This is a genomic window from Corynebacterium nasicanis (assembly GCF_042658165.1).
Classification (GTDB): Bacteria; Actinomycetota; Actinomycetes; order Mycobacteriales; family Mycobacteriaceae; genus Corynebacterium; species Corynebacterium nasicanis.
The window spans coordinates 354,245-377,703 of sequence record NZ_JBHSQE010000003.1; the positions used below are offsets into that span (position 1 = coordinate 354,245).

Here is a 23,459-nt window from a genome sequence, read left to right on the forward strand (position 1 = left end):
CTCGTAACGGCGTGCCGGTTGTTTACGAACCGGCAGCCCGGTGGTCTGGTCGATGCACGCCAAACGGGGCATGTTGTACCGCGCCAGGACGCGGCCCACGGTGGAGCGGGGTATGCCCAGGTGGTAGCCGATACGGTGGGGGCCCCACCGACGGGTGAAATGCAAGTTGATGATGCGTCGTTCGGTGCGTTGGGGCAGTCGGTGCGGGCAAGTACGTGGTCGGCTGGATCGGTCGGTGAGGTCTTCACCTGCCCGGGCTCGTTGTACCCATCAGTTGACGGTGGCGACAGGGACCTGGAAGCGTTCGGCGACTCGGCGCTGGGGCCATCCCTTCTTGAGTACAGGGTCGACGATGCGCTGCCTTCCCAAGGCAGTCAGAGAAGCATTACGGTGTGTCATGGAAGCCTTCGTGAGTGTTGTTCGTGTGGATACCTACACCACTACCGAAGGCTTCCTCTTTTCGCTCACACCGTTCACAACCTCCCGAGGAAGTACAGCTAGCGCTGTTGAGCTGTCACAAACGGCGACCACCGTGGTGCTCTTCGAATCAACCCCTACATCTCATCGAAGAGACAACCCACGATGGTCGCCGTCTGTCACTCTATAGACCCCTCGGGCCAGGTATGCATTTGCGGGTAGCGAAGCGATGTGATTCAGCAATTCAGGGGGCAATTGTGTTCGAAGGGGAACATTGTGTGTCGGGAGCCGTTGATAGCCTCCTGGACGTGACGTGCGTAGAGACGATCGAGACCGTGGAGAGCATCGAAAAGCTCATTCGAGAAGAGATGCTGTCTCTTCAGTTGGCGGCTGAAGAACGCCTGGTGTCCCTCCGTGAGTTCTTGGGAGAGATCCAATCGGCGGAGGACTTCGCACAACTCGAGGAGTGTGAGCAGCGGGTCCCTCTTCGACTGACGGCATTGACGGGTCGCTTTGGTGAGGTGCTCGACTCGCTGGAGGATCGGCTGGAAGCAGCTGAAGAGGGCATTATCCAACAGTTTCTCGAAAACCGGCTGGAGGAAGTGGCCGAAGAGGAGCCATCGGACACCGCCGCAGAGTTCGTGGAAGCTCCACCGCCCAGTGACCTTGTGCAGCGACTGCGCTCCTTTCTCGCCGAGGCTGAACTGACGCAGCCGTCGCTGGAGATCGCCCAACAGAAGCTCATCCTGGCCAGAACTGTCCTGCAGGCCCTGCGCGAGAGTCAATCGGAGGGCGGGGGAGATGCGGCACCGGAATTTCTTGAGGTGGAGCGACAGGACATCGCGGACCTCAGCCCGATCGTGGTCGATCTGGCACTGCTGGTGAGCAGGCTCAGCGGAACCGGTACTGTTCAGGAACCTGGTGAAAGCCGAGACAGCATCGACCCCGCGGCAGTCGAGGAAGTGGATATCGCCGAAGACCAGCCGCAGGCCGGCCAGACTCTGACCCCGCTCTCCCCGGGGGATATCGCCCGTTTCGAAGAGGACTATTACCGGCACGTCGCGCTATTCCAGCAGTTGCTGAAGACTGCCACGACGGATTCCCACTTTCACGAGCTCATCGAATTCAAGGAGCAGCTCGACACACGCCGGAATGATCTCGGTGAATGGCGGACGCACCGTGGTTTCGCAGGCGAAACACCCCTTCTCTTTGCGGACACCTTCACCGGCGCTTCGCGCAGTGAGTCTCATGTCCGGGTCAAGACCCGCAAGAAGAGAAAGAAGAAGGGTGCCCAGAAACAGGAGAAGGAGCGCAAATACACCTCCGCGGAGGTGAGCAAGATACTGCGCGACTTGACCAACCCCCGCCGTCCCTCGCGCGCGGTGGGCCGCAAGGGGAACTTCAACGGGAAGATCTTCCTCACGTCCGGGCAGATCAATCCACGGGCGAATAAGCGTAAGGGCGACTGGTAGCCCCTAACGCTCCCCGCCGTACCCGTCCAGCACTTCGCCCACGTACTGGCCGACGGTCTTCTTCAGGGAGCCGCTCCAGATTTCGGCCATGCGCTGCATGGGTTCGATGATGTCGCCCTCAGGGTTGATGAGGACCCACTGGGCGCTGCTGCCTTCGCCGCGCACGCCCCACTCGAAGTCGGTGAAGTTGACGATGTACTGGCCGAGCAGGACGCCGAGGCCGACGACGCTGTGTTCGGCGCGGGGGCGGTCGTCTGCGGGGGCGAGTTCCCATTTGCCGCGGGCGGCCTGGTAGCCCTGGGTGAGGGAGTCGGTGTCCTGGGTCATGCCGTTCTCGCTGGCGATGTCCCAGGTTTCGTTGATCCAGCCCTGTTCCTCCTCGGTGAGCGGGCGGATGCCGTGGGTGTCTACCGGTTGTGCGGTGTTCATGTCGTCCAGGATACGGCGAAGTGGCTGGCGGCGGGGAGGGCTGACAACCGATCGTCGATAAGCATGACCGGAATTGCATACACTGAAGCGATGATCATCTCGACCTTGGCAGAAGAGCGGATTCCGGAGGTCGTCGCCCTGTGGGAGGCGACGGGGCTGACGCGGCCGTGGAACGATCCGGTGGCGGATGCGCGGCAGGCGCTGGCGACGGAGTCGTCGACGGTGCTCGTCGGCATGGAGGACAACACGATCATTGCGTCGGCGATGGTTGGTTTCGACGGGCATCGCGGGTGGGTGTACTACGTGGCGGTGGCGCCCGACCGGCAGGGGGTGCAGCTCGGCGCGGAGATCATGCACGCGGCGGAGAACTGGCTGCGGGAGAGGGGAGTGGGCAAGCTGCAGCTGATGATCCGGGCGGAGAACAGCGCCGTGCGACGCTTCTATCGGGCCCTGGGATATCAGACGGAAGAGGTCGCCGTCATGTCGTTACGTTTGTGAATGCGACGTAGAACACCTGCGGCGGAATGGTGTTCCCACAGTTCATCGCGTACTCTGGTCAGGCAATGAGCATTACCGATAACGCCACCGGCGGCGTAAACGAGCCGGATGACATTAATCTGTCGGAATCTCAGGAAAACCCGCAAGGTGACGCAGCGCAGGCTGCATCCGCCTCCACCGGGCCGCTGACTGTCGAGGACATTGTTGATCCCGACGCACCGGCCCAGGCGGATCTGGACACCAGGGACGCGGATACTTCTGAGGCCGCCGACTCCGAGACTGTGAACTCGGACAACGCTGACAATGACAAGACCAACGACGAAGCCTCAGAGGATCAGGGCAAGGGGAACGGGTTCGATAACCTGGGCCTGCCCGACGCTGTCCTCGCGGCGGTGAAGAAGGTGGGTTATGAAACCCCCTCCGCCATCCAGGCTCAGACCATCCCTGTACTGATGCAGGGCAACGATGTGGTCGGTCTCGCGCAGACCGGTACCGGCAAGACGGCGGCGTTCGCGCTGCCGATCCTGGCCCGCATCGACATCGAGGACCGTTCTCCGCAGGCGCTGGTCCTCGCCCCGACCCGTGAGCTCGCGCTCCAGGTCGCCGACTCCTTCCAGTCCTTCGCGGACCACCTGGGCAAGATCAGTGTCCTGCCGATCTACGGTGGCCAGGCCTACGGCATCCAGCTCTCCGGCCTGCGCCGCGGCGCCCAGATCATCGTGGGCACCCCGGGTCGTGTCATCGACCACCTGGAGAAGGGTTCCCTGGACATCTCCCGTCTGCGCTTCCTCGTTCTCGACGAGGCCGACGAGATGCTCAACATGGGCTTCCAGGAGGATGTCGAGCGCATCCTCGAGGACACCCCGAGCGAGAAGCAGGTGGCCCTGTTCTCCGCGACGATGCCCAACGGCATCCGTCGTATCTCCAAGCAGTACCTCAACGATCCGCACGAGATCACGGTGAAGTCCGAGACCCGGACCAACACCAACATCACCCAGCGCTACCTGCACGTGGCGCACCGCAACAAGCTCGACGCCATCACCCGCATCCTCGAGGTCACCGAGTTCGAGGCCATGATCGTCTTCGTGCGCACCCGCCACGAGACGGAGGAGATCGCCGAGAAGCTGCGCGCCCGTGGGTTCTCCGCGGCCGCCATCAACGGTGACATCGCGCAGGCCCAGCGTGAGCGCACCGTCGACCAGCTCAAGGACGGTCGTCTGGACATCCTGGTCGCCACCGACGTCGCCGCCCGCGGCCTTGACGTCGAGCGCATCAGCCACGTGTTCAACTTCGACATCCCCAACGACACCGAGTCCTACGTGCACCGCATCGGCCGCACCGGCCGCGCGGGTCGTACCGGTGAGGCGATTCTCTTCGTCACCCCGCGTGAGCGCCGCATGCTGCGTTCTATCGAGCGCGCCACCAACGCTCCGCTCACCGAGATGGAGCTGCCGACCGTCGACGAGGTCAACGAGTCGCGCAAGGCGAAGTTCATGGACTCGATCACCCAGGCTCTCGAGTCGAAGCAGATCGACCTGTTCCGCGGCATGATCAAGTCCTACGCCGACGAGCACGACGTGCCCGTCGAGGACGTCGCCGCCGCCCTGGCCGCCCAGGCCCAGGCGGGCAACGACTTCCTCATGAAGGACGCCCCGCAGGAGCGTCGTCGGGATCGTTTCGAGCGCGATGATCGTCGCGACGACCGCCGTGGCGGACGCTTCGACCGCGATGACCGCCGTGGCGGACGTTTCGAGCGCGAGGACCGCGGCGAGCGCCGCTCCCGCTTCGACCGTGACGGTGACTTCACCACCTACCGCCTCGATGTGGGCAAGCGCCAGCACGTGCGCCCGGGTGCCATCGTCGGCGCCCTGGCCAACGAGGGCGGCCTGACCAACAAGGACTTCGGCCGCATCACCATCGCCATCGACCACACCCTGGTCGAGCTGCCGAAGGACATGGACCCCTCCGTGCTGGAGCGTCTGTCCGACACCCGCATCTCGGGTCAGCTCATCAACATCGAGAAGGACTCCGGCCGTCCGCCGGCACGCGAGGACCGCGGCGGCTTCCGTGGCGGCCGTGACCGCGACGACCGTGGTGGCCGTGGCGGCTACCGCGGGAACCGTGACCGGGATGACCGTGGTGGCCGTGGCAGCTACCGTGGCGGCCGTGACCGCGACGACCGCGGTGGCTACCGTGGGGGCCGCGACGACCGCGACGACCGTGGTGGTCGTGGCGGCTGGCGCGACTAGCCTCACCCCGCACACCCCCGTCACCCGGAACACTCCGGGCGACGGGGGTGTCTGCGTTCCCCGGCGTTCACCCCTGGGGCTCTCACCGTGGTGGGATGGAGGCATTCCGAATCGAAGGAGAGTCCGTGAACGCCTACGAGGCCGTCAACGCCCACCTGCAGCTGATCAGGCTGCCGGAGGACTGCGCGTTGGCCCAGCGCTGGTTCCTGCGTCTGGTGGCGGATAATCCCCGCTTCACCGCGCTGCAGTCCGCGGAGATCGCCGTGCAGCTGGGCGCCCGCTGGGGCCTCGACGTCATCCGCGACAGCAACGAGGAGGACTGGATCACCCGCCCCCTGCCGGCCACGCGCCGCGAGTGGGAGAGCGACGGCTACCGCGTGCCCCGCGAGGCCCGCCCGCTGCTCATCACCGCCGAGGACGGCCGACAGGTCGGGCTGTTCGTGCTTTTCGACGTCGACCTCGTCCGCGAGGACCTCGTCGGTGCGGTCGATCACGACGCCGTCCGGGAACTGGCACCGCCCCACGCGGAGGCCACGGACCTCGCGCAGTTCGCCCTCCACATCGGGGAGCGGGAACGCCGGGCCTTCGGCCAACTGTGGCAGGTTGGCGCGGTGCTCGAATGGGCGGACGTCGCGGTCGACGAGGAGGTCCACCTCGGCCCACTCGGCTGGATCGACGCGGCCGACGACGCCGAGCGCTGCCGTCCCCGGCCCGGCCTGCGGGCCGCGGACGCCTGCTACTGCCTGCGGATCCACCCCGATGCGGAGGGCCCGGAGATCGTCGGCCTGGGGCTGTCGCTGACCGCCCAACTGGTCATCGCGTGGACCCAGGGGCGGCGGGCCGGGGAGCAGTTGTGCGGGAACGGGGAGGCGCAGGTCTCGGACCTGGAGGTGGGCATCGTGACCTGGCTGGTCGGACGGCGCCTCGGGTTCGGGACGCATTACGCGAACGTGGAGACGTTCCGCTTCCTGGAGAACCACTCCGTCTTCCCGGCCCCCTGCGATGTCGACTGGGGGCGGATCATCGAGTGCGTCGAGGTCATGGAGGACCTGCTCAGCGGCTCCTTCCACCCCTCCCTGCCCATCCCGCCTGCGCGCCGCCCGCGCACCGACGCCGTACCGGGCCTGTCCCACGATCCCTTCGCGGTGCTCGGCCGCGAACTGGCGCTGGACCGGGCCTCCGAGCACGGGCAGGCCGGGGAGCGCTGGTTGCTCGACTTCGTCGCCCAGAATCCCCGCTTCCCGATGGGCACGGCACTGGCGTTGGGGTGGCAGTTCTACCGCCGGTGGGGGAGGAATGTGGTGGCCGATGAGTCCCGCCTCGACTGGATCGGCACCGTCGACGTGCGGCCGGCCGAGGAGTGGGCGCTGCGGGGGAGCGTGCCCCGCCCCGACGCCAGCCTGCTTGTCGCCCCCGGCACCCACGGGCAGGAGGTCTACTACCTGCACCGTGACGACGTCCTCGTCGCCGACCGGCTCTCCGCCCTGCAGGCGGAGGCCGACCACGGGTACGGCGCGCAGCCGTTTCGCCCGGGACCGGCCAGCGCCCCGGAGCTGCAGGACTTCGCCGGGTTGGTGAGCCCCCGTGAGCTGCAGATGCTGCGCAATCTGTCGCGCCGCTACGTCATCCCGGTGATCGTCACCGGCGAGGAGCCGCTCACCGAGCGCCCTTCCAACGACCGCACCCCGCCCTTCCTGCTCCCCGTGGAGGTGGAGGAGGGGCGCAACCCCATGCAGGGCATCATCGAGCATCTCTCGAACTGGGTGCTCGCCTGGGAGCTCGGTGTCGTCCAGTCGGCGCCGCTCGTCGGTTGGCGCTATCAGGTCGCCACGGAGGCCGAATGCGCCCTCGTCGCCCACCTGGCGACCTGTCGCCTCGGGGTGGACTGCACCCGCTCCGCCCTCGTCGAGGAGGCGCTGTCCCGCGAGGAGGACGTCCCCGGGCTCATCCGCTGGGAGATCATCTTCCACGCCGCCGACAAGGTGGAGAACCTCATGCGGGGCTTTCCCACTGAACAGCCTGTGCGGATCTGAGCAGACCCATCCGGCCTGAAAAAGCCGAAGGCCCCGCCGAGGGCGGGGCCGGGTACAACCTGGGATCAGAAGGGGTTCCAGTACATGAGGATGAGCATGAGCACCCACAGGAGGGAGAAGATGCCGCCGAACATGGACAGCTGGGACTTGGTCTTGGAGAACTTCTCCGCCGGGAGGACGTCCTTCTCCGGGTCGAGGTCGGCGGCGTCGAGCAGGCCGAGGGAGCCCATCATCTTCTTCTGACGCGGGACGATGAGGAAGAGCAGGATGAGCCAGGCGATGACCGCCAGGGTGATGGCGATGTGGAAGCGTCCCTCGGACCAGTAGGCCGAGTTGGTCATCATGATGCCCACTCCGAGCAGCGGGACCAGGGCGGCGAGCATGCCGTAGACGGAGGTCAGCTTGTGCAGGACGGACGCGGCGCCGGCGGCGCGGGTGTCGCCGGCCTGGGCCTTGAGGGCCTGGACCTGGAAGGTGGACACGGCGACGGTGACCGGTCCGATGAAGAGGACGGCCGCGAGGACGTGGAGGACAATGAGAATCGTGGTCATGCTGGGGAGCAGGCCTTTCAGAAGTAGGTCGAAAGTTGGATGATCAGAAATCCACGGACCACCCTAACCAGACCCGGGTGACCTCGTCCATTCGGCACGCCGCCTGCGCCGACACTTTGTCGGTAACCGGGAGGGGGAGGGAATAGGTGGCGGACACCACCGCCAAGCGGCGGGCGTACCAGCAGCGCGCCTGCCGATCGTCCGGCATCCAGGCGGCGGGCAGCAGGTCGGACTTGGCCTGGTTGGCAACGCGGGAGGTGACCACGAGGTTGCGGGGATCGTTGGCGAAGGCGACGCGCTCGGCCGGGCTCCACCGGTGCGCCCCCAGATCCCAGGCGGCGGACAGGGGCAGGATGTGGTCGATCTCGACGTCCACTGCCAGGTCGAGGACGGACCCCGTGTAGGGGTCCCGCGCCGTGCCGGCGGTGACCTGACAGGAGAGGAGGTCGGCGCCGGCGTCGAGAAGCATCTGTTCGCGGATCGTGCACCCGGCGGACGGGGCCCACCCGGCCCCGAACTCGGCGCGGTCGTAGCCGAGGACGCGGGCGCGTTGCGGCACCTCGCTGACGTGGGGGAGCACAGCGGACAGGGCGGGCAGGTCGGGTTCGTCGAGCGGGGCGCGGGGGAGCGCGGTGGTGGTGGCGAGCACCGTCGCCACCGACAGCAGGAGCAGATACATGCGGAAGGGCCTCACACCAGTATTGGACTGGTGTGAGGCCCGGAAGGTTCCCGCCTGAGACGGAGAGTTTAAGCGTCCTTCACCTGGGCGGCGGCGGCCTCGATGTCGACATCCTCGTCGTCCTGGAAGACCGTGTTCAGCTTCGCGGCCTGCTCGAACTCACGCGCCACCTGGGCGGGCGGCGGGGAGGTGAGCAGGGAGACGCCGATGAGGGCGAGGGAGGCGGCGATGAAGCCCGGGACCATCTCGTAGATGATGTCGCCGAAGAAGTTGCCCCACACGAAGACCACCACGGCACCGGTGACCATGCCCGCGATGGCGCCGGCGGTGTTGAGGCGCTTCCAGTACATGGAGGCCAGCATGAGCGGGCCGAAGGCGGCGCCGAAACCGGCCCACGCGAAGCCGACGAGGCCGAGGATGGTGTCGGAGGGGTTGAGCGCCAGCAGCGCGCCGATGACGGCGACGGCCACCACGGCGGTGCGGGAGAGGTTGATCAGCACGCCCTCAGACGGCAGGCGCTTGACCACGATCTTGTACAGGTCCTCGATGAGGGAGGAGGAGACCACGAGAAGCTGGGAGGACATGGTGGACATGATCGCCGCCAGCACCGCGGTGAGCACCAGGCCCGCGATGAGCGGGTGGAAGAGGATGCGTCCCATGTCGAGGAAGATGGTCTCGAAGGCGGAGCGGTCGGTGACGGCGATGTCCGGGTTCTGGGAGAAGAATACGGTGCCGATGAGCGCGGTGAAGGTCGCGCCGAGGATGCACAGCAGCATCCAGCCGACGCCGATCCAGCGGCCGGTGCGCGCCTGTGCGGGGGAGCTCAGGGCCATGAAGCGGACGACGATGTGGGGCTGGCCGAAGTAGCCCAGGCCCCATGCGAGGTTGCCGATGATGGCCGCGGCGGACACGCCCGCGATCATGTTGAAGTAGGTCGGGTTGCCGATGCCGTCGGTGTACGGGCCGTAGTCGTTCGAGGCGGCCCAGGTCCAGATGTCGGAGGGGTTGTCCAGCGCCAGCAGCGCCATGACCGGCACGATGATGAGCGAGGCGAACATGATCATGCCCTGCACGGCGTCGGTGTAGGACACCGCGAGGAAGCCGCCGATGAAGGTGTAGGCGACGGTGACGGCCGCGACGATGAGCATGCCGTTGAGGTATTCGCCGCCGAAGGTGGCCTCGAAGTAGCGGCCGCCGGAGACCATGCCGGAGGAGACGTAGAAGGTGAAGAAGAAGATGATGATGAGCGAGGCGATGATGCGCAGCGCGCGCGACTTGTCGTGCACGCGGTTCTCGAAGAAGCTCGGCAGCGTGATGGAGTTGTTCGCCACCTCGGAGTAGGCGCGCAGTCGCGGGGCAACCCACATCCAGTTGGCCCAGGCTCCGATGAGCAGACCGATGGCGATCCACAGTTCGCTCATGCCGGTGACGAAGAGCGCGCCGGGCAGGCCCATGAGCAGCCAGCCGGACATGTCGGAGGCGCCGGCGGACATCGCGGCGACGAAGGGGTTGAGCTTACGGTCGGCGAGGACGTAGTCGTCGTATTTGTCGGTCTTGGTGTAACTCCAGTAGCCGATCGCGAGCATCGCCGCCATGTAGATGATGATGGCGATGATGAACCAGGTTGTCTCGGTCATCGTCGTTCCTTTCCATGTTGTCGGACGCATAGGACGCCGCTAAGAACGTAGCCAGCCCGGATGGGTGTGCCCAACTGACTTTGGACCATATTACTGTGACTGTGATCATATTATTAGCGGAACCGGGGAATGACCTGCGCGGAGCCTGCCCTTAACAAAACCGTAACGATCCCCCATCGATGGTAAAAAGGTCTCTATGCCTTCTTTCCTCCTGCACGGCCTCTGGATGCCCTCCGGGCTCCACCTGTGGCTCGAGCAGGTGGAGGGACACCGCGTGGTGCTGCCCTCCTCCGTGCCGGAGGAGTTGTTCCCGCCCGCGGCCCGTTCGCTTCTCGACGACCGCGCCTACCGCCACCGACTCGAGGTTGAGCTCCGCACCCCCCGGGGCCGGACGGTGAAACTACGCATCCCCACGGCGGCCTACGCCCCGGAGCACGCGGTGCAGGTGCTCAACCAGCTCTCCTTCCTCCTCCATCCGGGGGCGGCGGCGACCCGGCGGCAGCGGGCGTCGATAGCCCCGGACCTCATGTGGCTCATCCAGCTCAACGCCGGGCTGAGCCGTTTCGTGCAGGCCGGGCGCGTGGTGCCCAAGCTGGTGTTCGAGGACGGCCAGTGGTGGCCGCACTGGCAGCTGGCCTCCGGGCTGGGGGAGCGCGGCTGGCTGGCGGAGATGGTGGCCGCCGCGCCGGGCATCCTCACTGCCAACCACAAGGCCATCGAGGAGATCGCCGACCACCTCGTCCACTGGATCGCGGCCGACCTGCTGCAGGATCTGGCGACCTCCACCCGTCCCTACCCGTGGCACGACTTCGCCGATTCGCTCATGAACTCCACCCCGCTGCGCCGCGGCGGGCCGGCCCTGCTGCGGGCGATGAACGACTGGAAGGACTCGATCACCGCGATCGACCTGCAGATGGTCTTCATCGTCGAGGAGCCTCCGCGCGAGGACGCGCTGGCCGAGAGCGTCGGCGACCCGGAGGACGCGACGTGGCCGGTGCGGGTGCAGGTGCGCTCGGGCACGGACTCCCCGCTGCCGATCCGGGCGGAGGAGCTGGACCGGGGGAGTGTCGAGAAGCTGCGGATCTCCCAGCGCCGCGCCATCAACATCACCGACCTCCTCGACCCGGCGCAGCGCACCCGGCACGCCGAGCGCCACGAGGAACGCAACGGCGACTGGGACGTCTACCTCTCCACGGCGGAGATCGTCGACTTCATCGGCGGGGCGGTGTCGGCGCTGCAGGCCGCGGGTTACACCGTCATGCTGCCCAAGGCATGGTCCGCCTATGAGACGACGGCCCGCCTGGAGACGAAGGAGGTCTCCGACCCGGCCACCGGCGCCACGCAGAAGCACTTCGGCCTGGATCAGCTCGTCGAGTACAACTGGCGCCTGTCGGTCGGCGACGTCGAACTGACGGACGCGGAGATGAAGGAGCTGGTGCGCTCCAAGTCGGGGCTCATCCGGCTGCGCGGCGAATGGGTCATGGCGGACTCGGCGGCGCTGAACAAGATCACCTCCTACATGGAGGAGTTGGCGGCGACGTCGCGGAAGCGGCGTCGTAAAGAGTTGGAGAAGGCCGCCGCCCTCGCCGAACGTGCCCGGGTCCTCGAGCAGCCGGGCTGGGAGGCGCTCGTCGCCGACGTGGAGCGCCGTCGCGCGGAGTTCAACGCCGAGCACGGCGACAAGGACGGCGGCGGCGAGGTCACGCTCGCCGAGCTGCGGCAGCTGGCGCTGGAGTCCCTGGCGCAGGATCCGGTCGAATTCACCGGCTCGACGTGGCACACCGCCCTGCTCGGCGGGGCGGAGGCGCTGAGTACCAGGGCGCCCGAGCGCGTGGACATCCCCGCCACCGTCCACGCCGAGCTGCGCGACTACCAGCGGCGCGGCGTCGACTGGCTGTACTGGATGTCCCGCAACAACCTCGGCGCGGTGCTCGCCGATGACATGGGCCTGGGCAAGACCCTCCAGCTGCTCGCGCTGCTGGCCGTCGAGCACGAGCGCGGCGAGGTCACCGGACCCACCCTCGTCGTCGCGCCGACCTCCGTGGTGGGCAACTGGGCGAAGGAGGCGGCCCGCTTCGTGCCGGGGCTGCGCGTCATCGTCCATCATGGCGGCGACCGCGCGCGCGGCGCGGAGCTGCAGGAACGGGTGTCGCAGGCGGACCTGGTGATCACCAGCTACGGAGTCGTCGGCCGCGATTTCGGCGAACTGGGCGAAATCGGCTGGGACCGGGTGGTGCTCGACGAGGCGCAGGCCATCAAGAACTCCACCACCCGCGCGTCGAAGGCCGTGCGCTCCCTGCCCAGCCGCCACCGCGTCGCGCTCACCGGCACCCCGGTGGAGAACCGGCTCTCGGAGATGCGCTCCATCCTCGACTTCTGCAACCCCGGAGTGCTGGGCTCGACGAGCTTCTTCCGCAACCACTTCGCCAAGGCCATCGAGCGCGAGCACGACGAGCAGATGACCGAGCGCCTGCGCCTACTCACCGCCCCCTTCATCCTGCGCCGTCTGAAGACGGACCCGACGATCATCGACGACCTGCCGGAGAAGAGCGAGGAGATCATCACCGTCGAGATGAGCACCGAGCAGGCCGCCCTCTACACCGCCCTGGTGGAGGACGTGCAGGCCCGCCTCGAGGAGCGCCACGGCATGGCCCGCCGCGGACTGGTGCTGGCCACCATCACCCGCATCAAGCAGATCTGCAACCACCCGGCGCAGTACCTCGGCGACGGCTCGGCCGTCACCCTCCGCGGCCGCCACCGCTCCGGCAAAGTGGAGGAGCTCATGCGGCTTCTCGACGAAGCCATCGAGACCGATCAGCGCATGCTCATCTTCACCCAGTACAAGGCCTTCGGCGACATCCTCGTGCCCTACCTCTCCGAGCGCCTCGGCGAGCAGGTGCCCTTCCTCCACGGCGGGGTGACCAAGACGAAGCGCGATGAGATGGTGGCCTCCTTCCAGGAGGAGGGCGGGCCGCGCGCCATGATCCTCTCGCTCAAGGCCGGCGGCACGGGTCTCAACCTCACGGCGGCGAGCATGGTGGTCCACATGGACCGCTGGTGGAATCCGGCGGTGGAGAATCAGGCCACCGACCGGGCCTTCCGCATCGGCCAGCAGCGCGACGTGGCCGTGTACAAGATGATCACCGCCGGTACCCTGGAGGAATCCATCCAGGACATCCTCGACGGCAAGACCGAGCTGGCCGGAGCCGTCATCGGCGAGGGTGAGGGCTGGATCACCGAGCTCGGGCCGGAGCAGCTGGCCCAGCTCATGAGCTACCGCTCGAGGGAGGAATAGATGGTCACCCCCAGCGACGACAACGTCATCTACGCCAACTTCGGGCGGAAGGTGCGCGTCGAGAAGCCCGAACAGACCCGCGACGAGCGGGTGCAGCGCCGCCCCGCGATGGCCCCGGCGGCGGAGCTGCTCATCGAGGTGGCCACCTCGCGCGCGGACCGCGGACGCCTCACCCGGGGGCGGGACTACGCCCGCGCCGGGCACGTGCTGAGCATGGATCTGCGCAACGGCGCGGTCCACGCCGAGGTGGCCGGATCCCAGAACGAGCCTTTCGCCGTCACCGTCCAGTTGCCCTACCGCAACGCCGATGACCTGGCGCGCGTCTCCTCCGAGTTGGCCCGCACGCGCGACGGCATGCAGGGCGCGCGCCGCGGCGAGCTCTCGCGCAGCGTCGTCGGGGTGCTGCTCGCCGAGGACATCAATGACATCCGGGTGCGCTGCGACTGCCCCGACCCGCACCCCCTGTGCAAGCACGCCGTGGCGGTGCTGGAGAAGCTGGCCGCCAAGATTGACGCCGACCCCCTCGCACTGTTCGGACTCCGCGGGATGGACCTCCTCTCCCTGGAGAAGGCCGTCATGGTCCAGGCGAAGGACCTCTCGCGGGAGGCCGAGGAGGACCCCGCGCTCTTCTGGTCGGGTCGTGCGCTGCCGAGCCTGCCCGAGCCCCGCGTCGCCCCCGCGCTTGATGACTCTGACCTGGATCTCCTGCACAAGGCGATGCGCGCGGTCTCCTACACCAACGTCGATCAGCTGCGTGCCGTCTCGGACATCGAAGACATGTACGACCACTTGTGTCGGGGTGGCATGCTAGACAATGAGTCATGACGGTCACCACCTTCATCCATTCCTCTGACCTGCAACTCGGCATGACCCGCTGGTTCCTCGAGGGCGAGGCGCAGGCGCGCTTCGACGAGGCCCGGCTCGACTCCCTCCGCCGCCTCGGCGCCCTCGCCCTCGAGCACGGCGCGGCCTTCATCGTCCTCGCCGGCGATGTCTTCGACTCCAACTCCCTCTCCCCGCAAACCCTCGGGCGCGCGCGCGAGGTCCTCCGCGCCCTCCCCGTCCCCGTCTACCTGCTGCCCGGCAATCATGATGCGCTGGTGGCGGACTCCGTCCTCGCGCTTATCGACGTCCCCGGGGTCAACGTCCTCTCCGACTCCACGGTGGTGGAGGTCGCCGACGGTGTCGAGCTGGTCGGCGCCCCCCTGCGGGCGCGGACCGCGGCCTCCGACCTGGTGCGCGACGCGCTCGAGGAGCTGTCGCCGACGACGGCGGTGCGGATCATGGTGGGCCACGGGCAGGCGGAGGCGCGGAGCAATGACCTGCGCCCCGACCTCATCGACCTCGGCTACGTGGAGTCCCGCCTGGCCGACGGCACGATCGACTTCCTCGCCCTCGGCGACACCCACTCCGCGCAGCCGGTGGGCAGCAGCGGCCGGGTGTGGTTCTCCGGCTCTCCGGAGGTGACGGACTTCCGCGATCATGCCACCGCCGGCGGCGGGGAGACCAACTCGGGTCAGGCCCTGGTGGTGGAGGTGTCGAAGGGGCAGGCGGCCGTCCGCGAGGTGCCGGTGGGGCAGTGGACATTTGAGGCCCTCGACCGGGAACTGATGGATGCCGCGGACGTGGCGGAGTTCCTCGCCGCGCTCGACGCCTACCCGGACAAGCAGCGCACCGTGATCAAGTACGGCCTGCGCGGCACCCTCGACATGGGCGCGACACGCCTGCTGGAGGAGGGGTTGGAAGCCCGCCGCCCGGTGTTCGCGGCGCTCTTCGAACGCGAGAGACTCACTGACCTGCTGCTGGAACCGGGGCCCGAGGAGCTGGCCTCCCTGGGGGTGAGCGGTTTCGCCTCCGCCGCGCTGGGCGAGCTGGTCGCCGCGGCCGGCACCGACCCTACGGCACGTGATGCCGTCAACCTCTTTTTCCGCCTGGCCCGGGAGGACTAGATCATGCGCATCCATTCCTTGAGCATCGAGAACTTCCGCGGCATTGAGCGCCTGTCGCTGGAAGGCCTGCCCGACACCGGTGTCATCGTCATCCACGGTGACAACGAACAGGGCAAGTCCACCATCCTCGACGCGCTGCACGCAGTGCTCTATGAAAAACACGGGGGCCGCTCGGGCAAGGTGCGGGCATGGCAGCCGGTGGGGCGCGATGTGTCCCCGACGGTGTCTGTCACCGCCACCATCGGGCCGGTGACTTTCAGTATCACCAAAAACTGGCTCAAGGCGCCGAAGGTGGAGTTACACATCACGGCCCCGCAGCGCGATCCCTTCACCGGCGGGCCGGCCGAGGAGAAGCTCGCCGAGATCATCTCCCGGTACCTCGACCGTGACCTGGCTCAAACCCTCTTCATGCGCCAGGGAGATCTGGACGCCGGAATCGCCGCCGTCGGCATCAGCTCCGTCACCCGCGCGCTCGACGGGGTGAGCGAGGACGGGGATTCCGGAACCGAGGACACGGCGCTGAGCGCGGCCGTCGAAAAGGAATACGCACGCTATTTCACCACCAAGGGCGCCGCGCGGGAGCTCAGGGAGGCGCAGCGGGCATATGAGGACGCTGTCGAGGAGCACGCCGCGGCTACCCACGCCCAGGCTGAACTGACGGGACATGTCGACCGCCACGACAAGATCACCGTGCGCCAGGAGGCGGCGATGGCTGATCTACCGTCCGCCGAGGCCGATGAGAAAGACCACGCCGACAAGGCCCGCCTGGCGGCGCAGGCACAGGAGAAGGCGAGTGCGTTGCGACGCGACCTTCACCTGGCTTCTGAGGCCCTGCAACGCGCGGAGGCCGCCGTCACCCGTCGTGGCGAGCTCAACGCGGCCGTCGCCGCGGCGGAGTCTGCGCTGGCTGCCCATACCGCTGGCCTGGCGGAGGCCCAGGAGCGCCAAGAGCTGGAAAAACAGCAGCTGGAGCAGCTGGGCGCGCAGCTGGAGCGGGCCCAGCAGGCACAAGAGGATGCTCTCGAGCGGCTACGTGCCGCCCGTCGCGCCCAGCGCCTGGTCACCGATGCTTCTCGACGCTCCACCCTCTCCACCCAGCTCAGCGCCGTCCGGGAGCTCAGCGCGAAAATCACACAGGCCCGGGCTGCCACCGCCGGGCGCGTCGTGGATGATGCCGATGTCCGTGCGGTCGAGGACGCTACCAGCGAGTTGGTTCTTGCTCAGCGCCTGCGCGCCCAGGCTGCTGCCCGTCTGGAGATCACGGGTCCCGCCGGGACTTCCCTCACGGTCGATGGAGAGACCGTTGCGCTGGATGCCTCGATTGAGCTCTCCGATGGCACGGAACTGGTCATCGGAGACATCACCGCGCGTTACCGCGCCGGGCACGCCGAGGTTTCCGGCGTGGATCCGGTGGTAGCTGCCGATAAGACGCTGCGTGATCTTCTGGACCGGCTGGATCTGCCCGATCTCGACGCCGTCCGCGCGGCCCGCGACACCCACCGCCGGGCCACGGAGGACCTCGCCGGGTTGCTGCGCGAAAGAACCACCCTGCTGGCGGGGGAGGATGAGGACGCCCTAGAGGCTGAACTCGCCCGGCTTGTGACCGACCTGGCAGAGGTGCAGGTCCCGGAGCTGGACGTCGCAGCCGCCGCCCTCGCCGTGGAGGAGGCTGAGGACGCACGGGAGCAGGCCGCCGCTGATGTGGGCCGGGTCGACCGCGAGCTCACCCCGTGGCGGGAACGCCGCGCCGAAAACACATTGACTGCACTGAGCGTCCGCATTGAGGAGGCGGAGGAACGTCTTCACCAGGCGCAGGAAGCGGTGGAGTCCGCAGCTGCGGACTCCGATGATGCCTCCCTCGTTCAGGCCGTGCAGTCAGCCACCGCGGCTCGCGATGAGGTAGCTGAGCTATGTCGACTGGCTGACGAAGAGGTCGTGGCAGCCGATCCGGAGCTGGCAGCAGATCTGTACCGGGGTGCGCAGGCCCGCCTCGAATCGGTCCGCGACATCATCGTCCGCTCAGGAGAAGACCTGGCTGAGCTCAAGGGGTACATCCGCCAGGCACAGGGTGCAGCGGAACGGCTGGACAAGGCTGTGTCCGCGCTGGAGGCCGCCGAGCACCGCCTGGACTCGGTGACCCGCCGCGCCGAGGCCGTCAAGCTCCTGCGGGAGACCCTGCACCGCCACCGCGCGGAGGCCCGCGCCCGCTACGCCCAGCCCTTCGCCGAGCAGCTCACCCGCCTGGCACGGCCGGTGTTCGGCCCGGATGTGGAGTTCGGGCTCTCCGACCAGCTGCAGGTCACACAGCGCAGCATTGGAGCGGACACCGTGCCCCTGGCGGATCTTTCCGGTGGCGCGAAAGAGCAGCTGGCTATCCTCACCCGTTTCGCCATCGCCCAGCTCACCGCGCTCGACACCGGGGACGGCCAGGTACCGGTGCCCGTCATCGTCGATGACGCCCTGGGCTCCACTGACCCCTCCCGCCTGCAGCTCATGGCGACGTTGTTCTCCCGCATGGGCGACGCTGGCCAGGTCATCGTGCTCACCTGCGTGCCGCAACGCTACGAGCGGGTCAGCGGGCGCACGGAGTATGCGATCGAAGAGCTGAAGATGGGGGAGTAGGGATAGGTCGAAGAACCTGTGGTGGGCCCGATGTCCGCCACGTCTTCTCCGGGGAGGAAGCGGGGTATGACACAGGACCCTGAACACTCACGGCAGAAGCCCGCGCATTGCGCGGGCTTCTGCCGTGGGGGAGACGGCATTCCCGGGGTGATGCGATGGAGGTCGCCAGTTGAATCCTCGGGCCCACATCGCCGCGGTGCCCGGGCCCTTTCACTCTGATGCTGTAGCGTCAACAAAATGATTCCAGCTAATGAGCGTCTCTCGCCGAGCAAGGCCCCCGGCCTGTGGCTGCTGGCAGCGCTCATCGGGGCTGTCATACAGTTGCTGCTCACCCCGGCGGTGTTCGGGTGGCAGGGCTATGACCTCTTCCCGGAGGTGCAGGGTGGGGACCGCAGCATCTTCCTGCTCCTCTGGTTGATAGTCGGGGCGTTAGCACTGCTTGGCTTTGCCTGGACCTTGTTGCGCGGGCCGGCAAGGAAGATGACCCCGATCGACGGGTTGGTCATCTTCTGCGGCATGTCGAGCCCTTTGGGCCTGGTGGCAGCGGTGTACACGCTGGCCATGGTGACGTCGTGGCGTCAATGGCGTCCCATCGTCATCGGTTACGCGGCGGGGGCCGCGGGCGCGATGCTCGATGTGCGCCTGCAGGCGAAGACCGCCCCGGGTCCGGATGTCTATCTCGGCGCGCTGGTTCTTCTGTTATTGGCCGCCGTGATTGGTGTGTGGTGGGGTCGGAATCGGCAAGCAGCGGGTTCGCCGGCTCCGGCCGTGCCGGCCACACCCTGATCGACAACCGCGTCAGGCCCCCGCCGCCATCGCCATGATGAGGCCGGCGCTCGCCAGGCTGTTGTTGACCATGTGCAGGGCGAACCCTCCCCACAGGGACTTGTGCCAGCGGGTGAGAAGCGCCATGCACAGACCGCTGAGAGTGCACCACACGATGACGGCGGGGATGATGTGGACCAGGCCGAACAGCACCGAGGTGAGGATGGTGGAAGTAAGGACGCCGACTTTGCGGTCGAAGAAGCCCATGAAGAGGCGTCGGAAAGCGATCTCCTCGATGAGGGGTCCGAGGAGCAGGTAGACGAGGATAAACGCCAGCTGCCAGGGGACTGCGGAAGTGAGCACCTCCCCGTTGCTGGTAGATGCGTCCTCCGGCGTGAGTCCGGTGAGTGCCGCCACCAGCACGGTCAGCGCCAGGGAGATCAGCAGGGAGGTCGGGATCTGCCACACCAGGTGCCACCCGCGCGTTCCCAGCCGGTGGAATCCCAGGTCAGAGAAAGCCCAACCGCGCCGCCGGAGAAGCACGGCCAGGACCGTGAACTGCGCGGCATAGCCGGCCGCGGCCATGAGTACGCCCAGCCACGGGGGAGTGGACACATCAAGAACGTGGGTGAGGGCGACAATCAGCAGGGCGACAGACACCGCGGCGCCGACCAGTGCCAAGGCGGAGTAGAGGAGCGCGGCGAGGTCGCGGGAAGTGACGGGACGGGGATTCCAGGTGTGGGTCATGCGGTTCATGGTTCCCGCCAAGTCCGGAGTGCGGTGTCCGCCGGAAGAATGGGATCTCAGGGCTCACCAGATACCAAAGAATGACAAGACACCTTCCAGTCGCGGGTTAGTCTCATCGGCATGAACATCACACAACTGCGTCATACGCCGGGCAGGGCGGCCGGTCTGTGGTTCGGCGCGGGACTTCTCGGGGCGCTGGCACAACTGCTCATGGTCCCGGTGATCTATGGCTGGCAGGATCTGGAGCTCGTCACTGAGCAGGAGGGGATCGCCCGCACCGGCTATCTCCTGTGGTGGCTGTTCTCCGGCTCGGTGGCCTTATTCGCCTTCGCGTGGACGCTGCTGCGGGGACGGGCGGGTCGGCTCAGTGTGGTGGACGGTGTCGTCGTGTTCTTCGGCGTCGTGGGACCGCTGGGCCTGCCCGCGGCGGTGTACACCCTGGTGTTGGTGTCGTCCTGGTTGCGGTGGCACCCGGCGCTCATCGTCTATGGCGTGGCCGCGGGGGCGGTCCTTGTCGACGCCCGCCTCCAGTCCGTCAGCGCCCCCGACACGGATTCCTTCGTGGGCCTGGCCATCCTGCCGACAGTGGCGTTGTTCGGGGTGTGGTGGGGGCGGCGTCGGGAAGCGAAGGATCGCTTCGTCGAGCGGCTGCGCACCGCGGAGCTGGAGGCGCGGGCGGTGCGTTCGGAGGAGCGCGCCCGCATCGCCCGCGATCTGCATGATTCGCTCTCCCACCGGCTCTCGCTCATCTCCGTGCACGCCGGTGCGCTGAGCTATCGCGCGGACCTCGGCGGTCAACAGGTCACCGAGGTTTCCGGCCTGCTGCAGCAGCAGGCGGAGGCGGCGACCGCCGATCTGCGGGACGTGCTGCACGTACTGCGGGATTCTTCGGCGGCGGTGGACCCCGCGATGTCGGTGGCCGATCTGGTGGCTTCCGCCCGGCAGGCGGGCACGGAGGTGCGTATCGACGACGCCTCGCTCCGCCTGGTCACTTCCCCGCAGGGTCAGTCGACCCTGGCCGCCCACGCCGTGCACCGGACCCTGCAGGAGGTGCTCACCAACGCCCGCAAGCACGCGCCCGGGCAGCCGGTGACGGTCACCCTCCGACACGAGGGCGCGACCTTGAGCATGCGCGCCAGCAACCCCTGCCCCCACGTGGCCACCGGTCGGGGGCACGGGTTGTTGGGCCTGAAGGAGCGTGCCGAATTAGCCGGCGGCGAACTGCACATTGCACCGGGTGATCCCTTCACCGTGACGCTGGAGGTCCCGTGGACGTAGTGCGTGTTCTGCTGGTCGATGACGAGGCGCTGGTCCGCGCCGGGCTACGCCTGCTTCTCGACGGCGCCCGCGGCATCCGCATCGTCGGTGAGGCCGCCGACGGTAGGGAGGCCGCCGACAAGGCCCGCGCTCTACGACCCGACGTCATCCTCATGGACATCCGCATGCCGGGCACCGATGGCATCCGGGGGATCGAGCTCATCCGCGCGGCGGGTGTCCATGCCGGGATTCTCATGCTCACCGCCTTCGACACCGAGGCCGACGTCCTTGGGGCGTTCCGCGCCGGGGCGCGTGGTTTCCTCCTCAAGACCGCCGCGCCGCACGTGCTTGTCGACGCCGTCCTCGCCGCCGCCGAAGGGCACACGCAGATGTCCGACGCGGTGCTGGAACGGCTGGTGACGATGGCGTCGAGAAGCACGCCGCACCGGGCCGTCGAACTGGGAGACCTCAGCGAGCGCGAAGGGGAGATCGCGGGACTGATCGCGGAGGGGATGAGCAACGAGGAGATCGGGGCCCGCCTGCATCTGGCGGTGCCGACGGTGAAGACCTACGTCTCCCGGATCATGGCGAAAACCGGGGCGGCCAACCGGGTGCAGATCGCTGTCGCGTACCTCAACCGGAGGTGAGTTCGCCCAGCGCACGTTCGGCGGGGGTACGAGTGTGCGATATGCGAACAACGCTGACCCGCGCTGACCTGCATAGATATGCCCATTCCGAGACATAGCGCAGGAATTGTCGATACGTGAGGGGGTAGGGCCCTCGCCTCACCTTGTGCCCTATGCCACACTTTCGGGCATGGCTGTTTCCCCGCTGCTGGCTATCGAGAGGCCGCACCTTCCTCGCCCCTCCCTCCGGGAGATCCTCCGTGACGCCGGTCCCCAGGAGATCGGCAACGGTCTCGTCGCGCTCATCTTCTCCGCGTCGGGGCCCATCGCGGTCATCCTCGCGGCCGCGGCGGCCGGCAACCTCAGCCCCGACGAGACCTCCTCCTGGATCTTCGGCGCCTTCCTGGGCAACGGCCTGCTCACGCTGTTCCTGACCTGGCTCTACCGCTCGCCCCAGGCCTACTTCTGGACCATCCCCGGCACCGTCATCGCCGGAGACGCCCTCACGCACCTGAGCTTCGGCGAGGTCATCGGCGCCTACCTGGCCACCGGCGTGCTGGTCTTCCTCCTGGGCTGGTCGGGGCTCATCGGGCGGATCATGGCGGCCCTGCCGCCGACGATCGTCATGGCGATGGTGGCCGGGATCTTCCTGCGCTTCGGCCTGGAGCTCGTCACCGCCGCCACCGGTGATCCCTGGATCGCCCTCCCGATGATCCTCATCTTCGTGGCGCTGAGCGTGTTCCCGCGCCTCGCGGCGGTGGCCCCGCCCGTGGCGGTCGCGGCCCTGGTGGGTACGGTCATCGCCGTTGTTTCCGGGCGCCTGGGCGCGGGCATTCTCGACGACGGCATCATCACCACCCCTGTGTTCACCGCCCCGGAGTTCTCCCTCGCGGCGATGGTCGAGCTGGTCATCCCGCTGGCGGTCACGGTGGTCATCGTGCAGAACGGGCAGGGCATCGCGGTGCTCACCGCCGCCGGCCACAAGCCGGGCGTCAACCTTGCGGCGGCGGCCAGCGGGCTGGTATCCATTCCCATGGCGTTCATCGGCAATGTCACCACGTGCCTCACCGGTCCCACCAACGCGCTCATCGTCGCGAGCCCGAACAAGCAGCGCCACTACGCGGCGGCGATGGTCACCGCCCTCGGGGCGGTCGCGGTGGGCCTGTTCGCGCCTGCCTTCGTCGGATTCATGCTGGCCATGCCCGCATCCTTCATCGCCGCGCTGGCGGGCATCGCCATGCTCATCCCGCTGAAGAACGCCTTTGTGGCCGGCTTCTCCGGGAGCTTCTCCACGGGCGCGCTGGTGTGTTTCATCGTCACCGTCTCGGAGCTGAGCATCTTCGGCATGACGGCCCCGTTCTGGGGCCTGGTCTTCGGTTGCCTTGTTGCGTGGCTCATGGATCCCCGCCCCGTGCCGGCGGCGGTGACGGAGAGTCAACCGGTCGTCGATAAGCAGAAGTGTGACGTGAAATAGAAAAAGGCCCCCGAGGGGGCCTTTGTCTTGTGGTGACTACTGCTTGACGCCGGAGCCGTCGATCTCGATGGTGATCTGCTCGGAGACGAGCACGCCGCCGGAGCCCAGCGGGGCCTGGAAGTCGACGCCGAAGTCCTTGCGGTTGATCTTGGTGGTGGCCTCGAAGCCGACGCGGGTGGCGCCGAAGGGGTCCTCCTCCACGCCGAAGATCTCGACGTCGAGGGTGACCGGCTTGGTGATGCCCTTGAGGGTCAGGTCGCCGGTGACGGTGCCGGAGGTGCCCTGGATGTCGAAGGAGGTGGTGCGGAAGGTCATCTCCGGGAACTTCTCCACGTCGAAGAAGTCCTCGCCGCGGACGTGGCCGTCGCGGTCGGCGTTGCCGGTGTTGACGGAGGCGGTCTTGATGACGGCGGTGGCCACGGAGGCGGACGGGTTGGCCTCGTCGACGGTGACGGAGCCCTCGAAGTCCTCGAAGGTGCCGCGGACCTTGGTCACCATGGCGTGGCGGGCCACGAAAGCGACGGTGGTGTGTGCGGTGTCGAGGACCCAGGTGCCGTTGATGTTGGTCATTGTTGTTCTCCTTGTGAGGCGTCGTTTTGTACGGTGCCTACTGTAGCAGCGCTTGGTGACTTGTCAACAAGTAGGCTATGCTGGGAAAAAATTCAGTGAAAAACGGCAGGTGGCAACGTGAATAAAAATAACCCGACGTCAGTGATGGACACGGCGAAAGTGATTATTGCCGGGACCTATGGGCGGGCT

General features: G+C 67.4%; 18 protein-coding genes and 1 pseudogene. 12 read left to right on the forward strand and 7 right to left on the reverse strand.

Annotated features, from left to right (window positions below; genetic code table 11):
• Positions 1-399: pseudogene (locus ACFPUZ_RS06285) on the reverse strand (helix-turn-helix domain-containing protein); the annotation flags it as partial.
• A 326-nt stretch (positions 400-725) separates the two neighbouring features.
• Between ACFPUZ_RS06285 and ACFPUZ_RS06290 the strand changes: the two are divergent.
• Positions 726-1,889: a hypothetical protein gene (locus ACFPUZ_RS06290; RefSeq protein WP_377000918.1), complete on the forward strand. Its 1,164-nt coding sequence runs from the start codon at positions 726-728 to the stop codon at positions 1,887-1,889.
• Between the two features lie 3 nt (positions 1,890-1,892).
• Here the strand turns inward: ACFPUZ_RS06290 and ACFPUZ_RS06295 are convergent, their stop codons facing one another.
• Complete coding sequence (locus ACFPUZ_RS06295; RefSeq protein ID WP_377000919.1) at positions 1,893-2,318, reverse strand: hypothetical protein; 426 nt, start codon at positions 2,316-2,318, stop codon at positions 1,893-1,895.
• Between the two features lie 90 nt (positions 2,319-2,408).
• Between ACFPUZ_RS06295 and ACFPUZ_RS06300 the strand changes: the two genes are divergently transcribed.
• From ACFPUZ_RS06300 to ACFPUZ_RS06310, 3 genes are all read left to right on the forward strand, one after another.
• Entirely contained in the window at positions 2,409-2,816 is a 408-nt protein-coding gene (locus ACFPUZ_RS06300) for a GNAT family acetyltransferase (protein ID WP_377000920.1), read from the forward strand.
• A 65-nt stretch (positions 2,817-2,881) separates the two neighbouring features.
• On the forward strand, positions 2,882-5,065 hold the full coding sequence (locus ACFPUZ_RS06305; protein WP_377000921.1) for a DEAD/DEAH box helicase: 2,184 nt from the start codon (positions 2,882-2,884) through the stop codon (positions 5,063-5,065).
• 125 nt (positions 5,066-5,190) lie between these two features.
• Complete coding sequence (locus ACFPUZ_RS06310; RefSeq protein WP_377000922.1) at positions 5,191-7,098, forward strand: hypothetical protein; 1,908 nt, start codon at positions 5,191-5,193, stop codon at positions 7,096-7,098.
• Positions 7,099-7,163: 65 nt separating this feature from the next.
• Here the strand turns inward: ACFPUZ_RS06310 and ACFPUZ_RS06315 are convergent, their stop codons facing one another.
• The 3 genes from ACFPUZ_RS06315 to putP are packed head-to-tail and all read right to left on the reverse strand — an operon-like array spanning position 7,164 to position 9,965.
• Positions 7,164-7,649 (reverse strand): DUF2269 domain-containing protein, encoded by a 486-nt coding sequence (locus tag ACFPUZ_RS06315; protein ID WP_377000923.1) that lies wholly within the window; start codon positions 7,647-7,649, stop codon positions 7,164-7,166.
• Positions 7,650-7,692: 43 nt separating this feature from the next.
• A complete protein-coding gene (locus ACFPUZ_RS06320) occupies positions 7,693-8,343 on the reverse strand; it encodes a GmrSD restriction endonuclease domain-containing protein (RefSeq protein WP_377000924.1) in 651 nt (216 codons plus the stop codon).
• A gap of 53 nt (positions 8,344-8,396) precedes the next feature.
• Positions 8,397-9,965 (reverse strand): sodium/proline symporter PutP, encoded by a 1,569-nt coding sequence (gene putP, locus ACFPUZ_RS06325; RefSeq protein WP_377000925.1) that lies wholly within the window; start codon positions 9,963-9,965, stop codon positions 8,397-8,399.
• Between the two features lie 196 nt (positions 9,966-10,161).
• Here putP and ACFPUZ_RS06330 point away from each other — a divergent pair, with 196 nt between their 5' ends.
• From ACFPUZ_RS06330 to ACFPUZ_RS06350, 5 genes are all read left to right on the forward strand, one after another.
• Entirely contained in the window at positions 10,162-13,260 is a 3,099-nt protein-coding gene (locus ACFPUZ_RS06330) for an SNF2-related protein (protein ID WP_377000926.1), read from the forward strand.
• On the forward strand, positions 13,261-14,085 hold the full coding sequence (locus tag ACFPUZ_RS06335; protein WP_377000927.1) for an SWIM zinc finger family protein: 825 nt from the start codon (positions 13,261-13,263) through the stop codon (positions 14,083-14,085). It begins immediately after the preceding gene.
• Positions 14,082-15,209 carry a metallophosphoesterase family protein gene (locus ACFPUZ_RS06340; protein ID WP_377000928.1) on the forward strand — a complete coding sequence of 376 codons (1,128 nt, stop codon included), beginning with the start codon at positions 14,082-14,084 and terminating at the stop codon, positions 15,207-15,209. Before ACFPUZ_RS06335 ends, ACFPUZ_RS06340 begins: the two co-directional genes overlap by 4 nt.
• 3 nt (positions 15,210-15,212) lie before the next feature.
• Positions 15,213-17,831, forward strand: a complete 2,619-nt coding sequence (locus tag ACFPUZ_RS06345; RefSeq protein ID WP_377000929.1) for an AAA family ATPase — start codon at positions 15,213-15,215, stop codon at positions 17,829-17,831.
• 237 nt (positions 17,832-18,068) lie between these two features.
• On the forward strand, positions 18,069-18,617 hold the full coding sequence (locus ACFPUZ_RS06350; protein WP_377000930.1) for a hypothetical protein: 549 nt from the start codon (positions 18,069-18,071) through the stop codon (positions 18,615-18,617).
• Between the two features lie 12 nt (positions 18,618-18,629).
• Here the strand turns inward: ACFPUZ_RS06350 and ACFPUZ_RS06355 are convergent, their stop codons facing one another.
• Positions 18,630-19,343 carry a CPBP family intramembrane glutamic endopeptidase gene (locus tag ACFPUZ_RS06355; RefSeq protein ID WP_377000931.1) on the reverse strand — a complete coding sequence of 238 codons (714 nt, stop codon included), beginning with the start codon at positions 19,341-19,343 and terminating at the stop codon, positions 18,630-18,632.
• Positions 19,344-19,463: 120 nt separating this feature from the next.
• Here ACFPUZ_RS06355 and ACFPUZ_RS06360 point away from each other — a divergent pair, with 120 nt between their 5' ends.
• From ACFPUZ_RS06360 to ACFPUZ_RS06370, 3 genes are all read left to right on the forward strand, one after another.
• Entirely contained in the window at positions 19,464-20,621 is a 1,158-nt protein-coding gene (locus tag ACFPUZ_RS06360; protein WP_377000932.1) for a sensor histidine kinase, read from the forward strand.
• Positions 20,621-21,247 carry a response regulator gene (locus tag ACFPUZ_RS06365; RefSeq protein ID WP_377000933.1) on the forward strand — a complete coding sequence of 209 codons (627 nt, stop codon included), beginning with the start codon at positions 20,621-20,623 and terminating at the stop codon, positions 21,245-21,247. The genes ACFPUZ_RS06360 and ACFPUZ_RS06365 overlap by 1 nt, the downstream gene beginning before the upstream one ends.
• Positions 21,248-21,416: 169 nt before the next feature.
• Positions 21,417-22,700, forward strand: a complete 1,284-nt coding sequence (locus ACFPUZ_RS06370) for a benzoate/H(+) symporter BenE family transporter (protein ID WP_377000934.1) — start codon at positions 21,417-21,419, stop codon at positions 22,698-22,700.
• A 36-nt stretch (positions 22,701-22,736) separates the two neighbouring features.
• Here the strand turns inward: ACFPUZ_RS06370 and ACFPUZ_RS06375 are convergent, their stop codons facing one another.
• Positions 22,737-23,270, reverse strand: a complete 534-nt coding sequence (locus ACFPUZ_RS06375; RefSeq protein ID WP_377000935.1) for a YceI family protein — start codon at positions 23,268-23,270, stop codon at positions 22,737-22,739.
• Positions 23,271-23,459 lie beyond the last annotated feature (189 nt).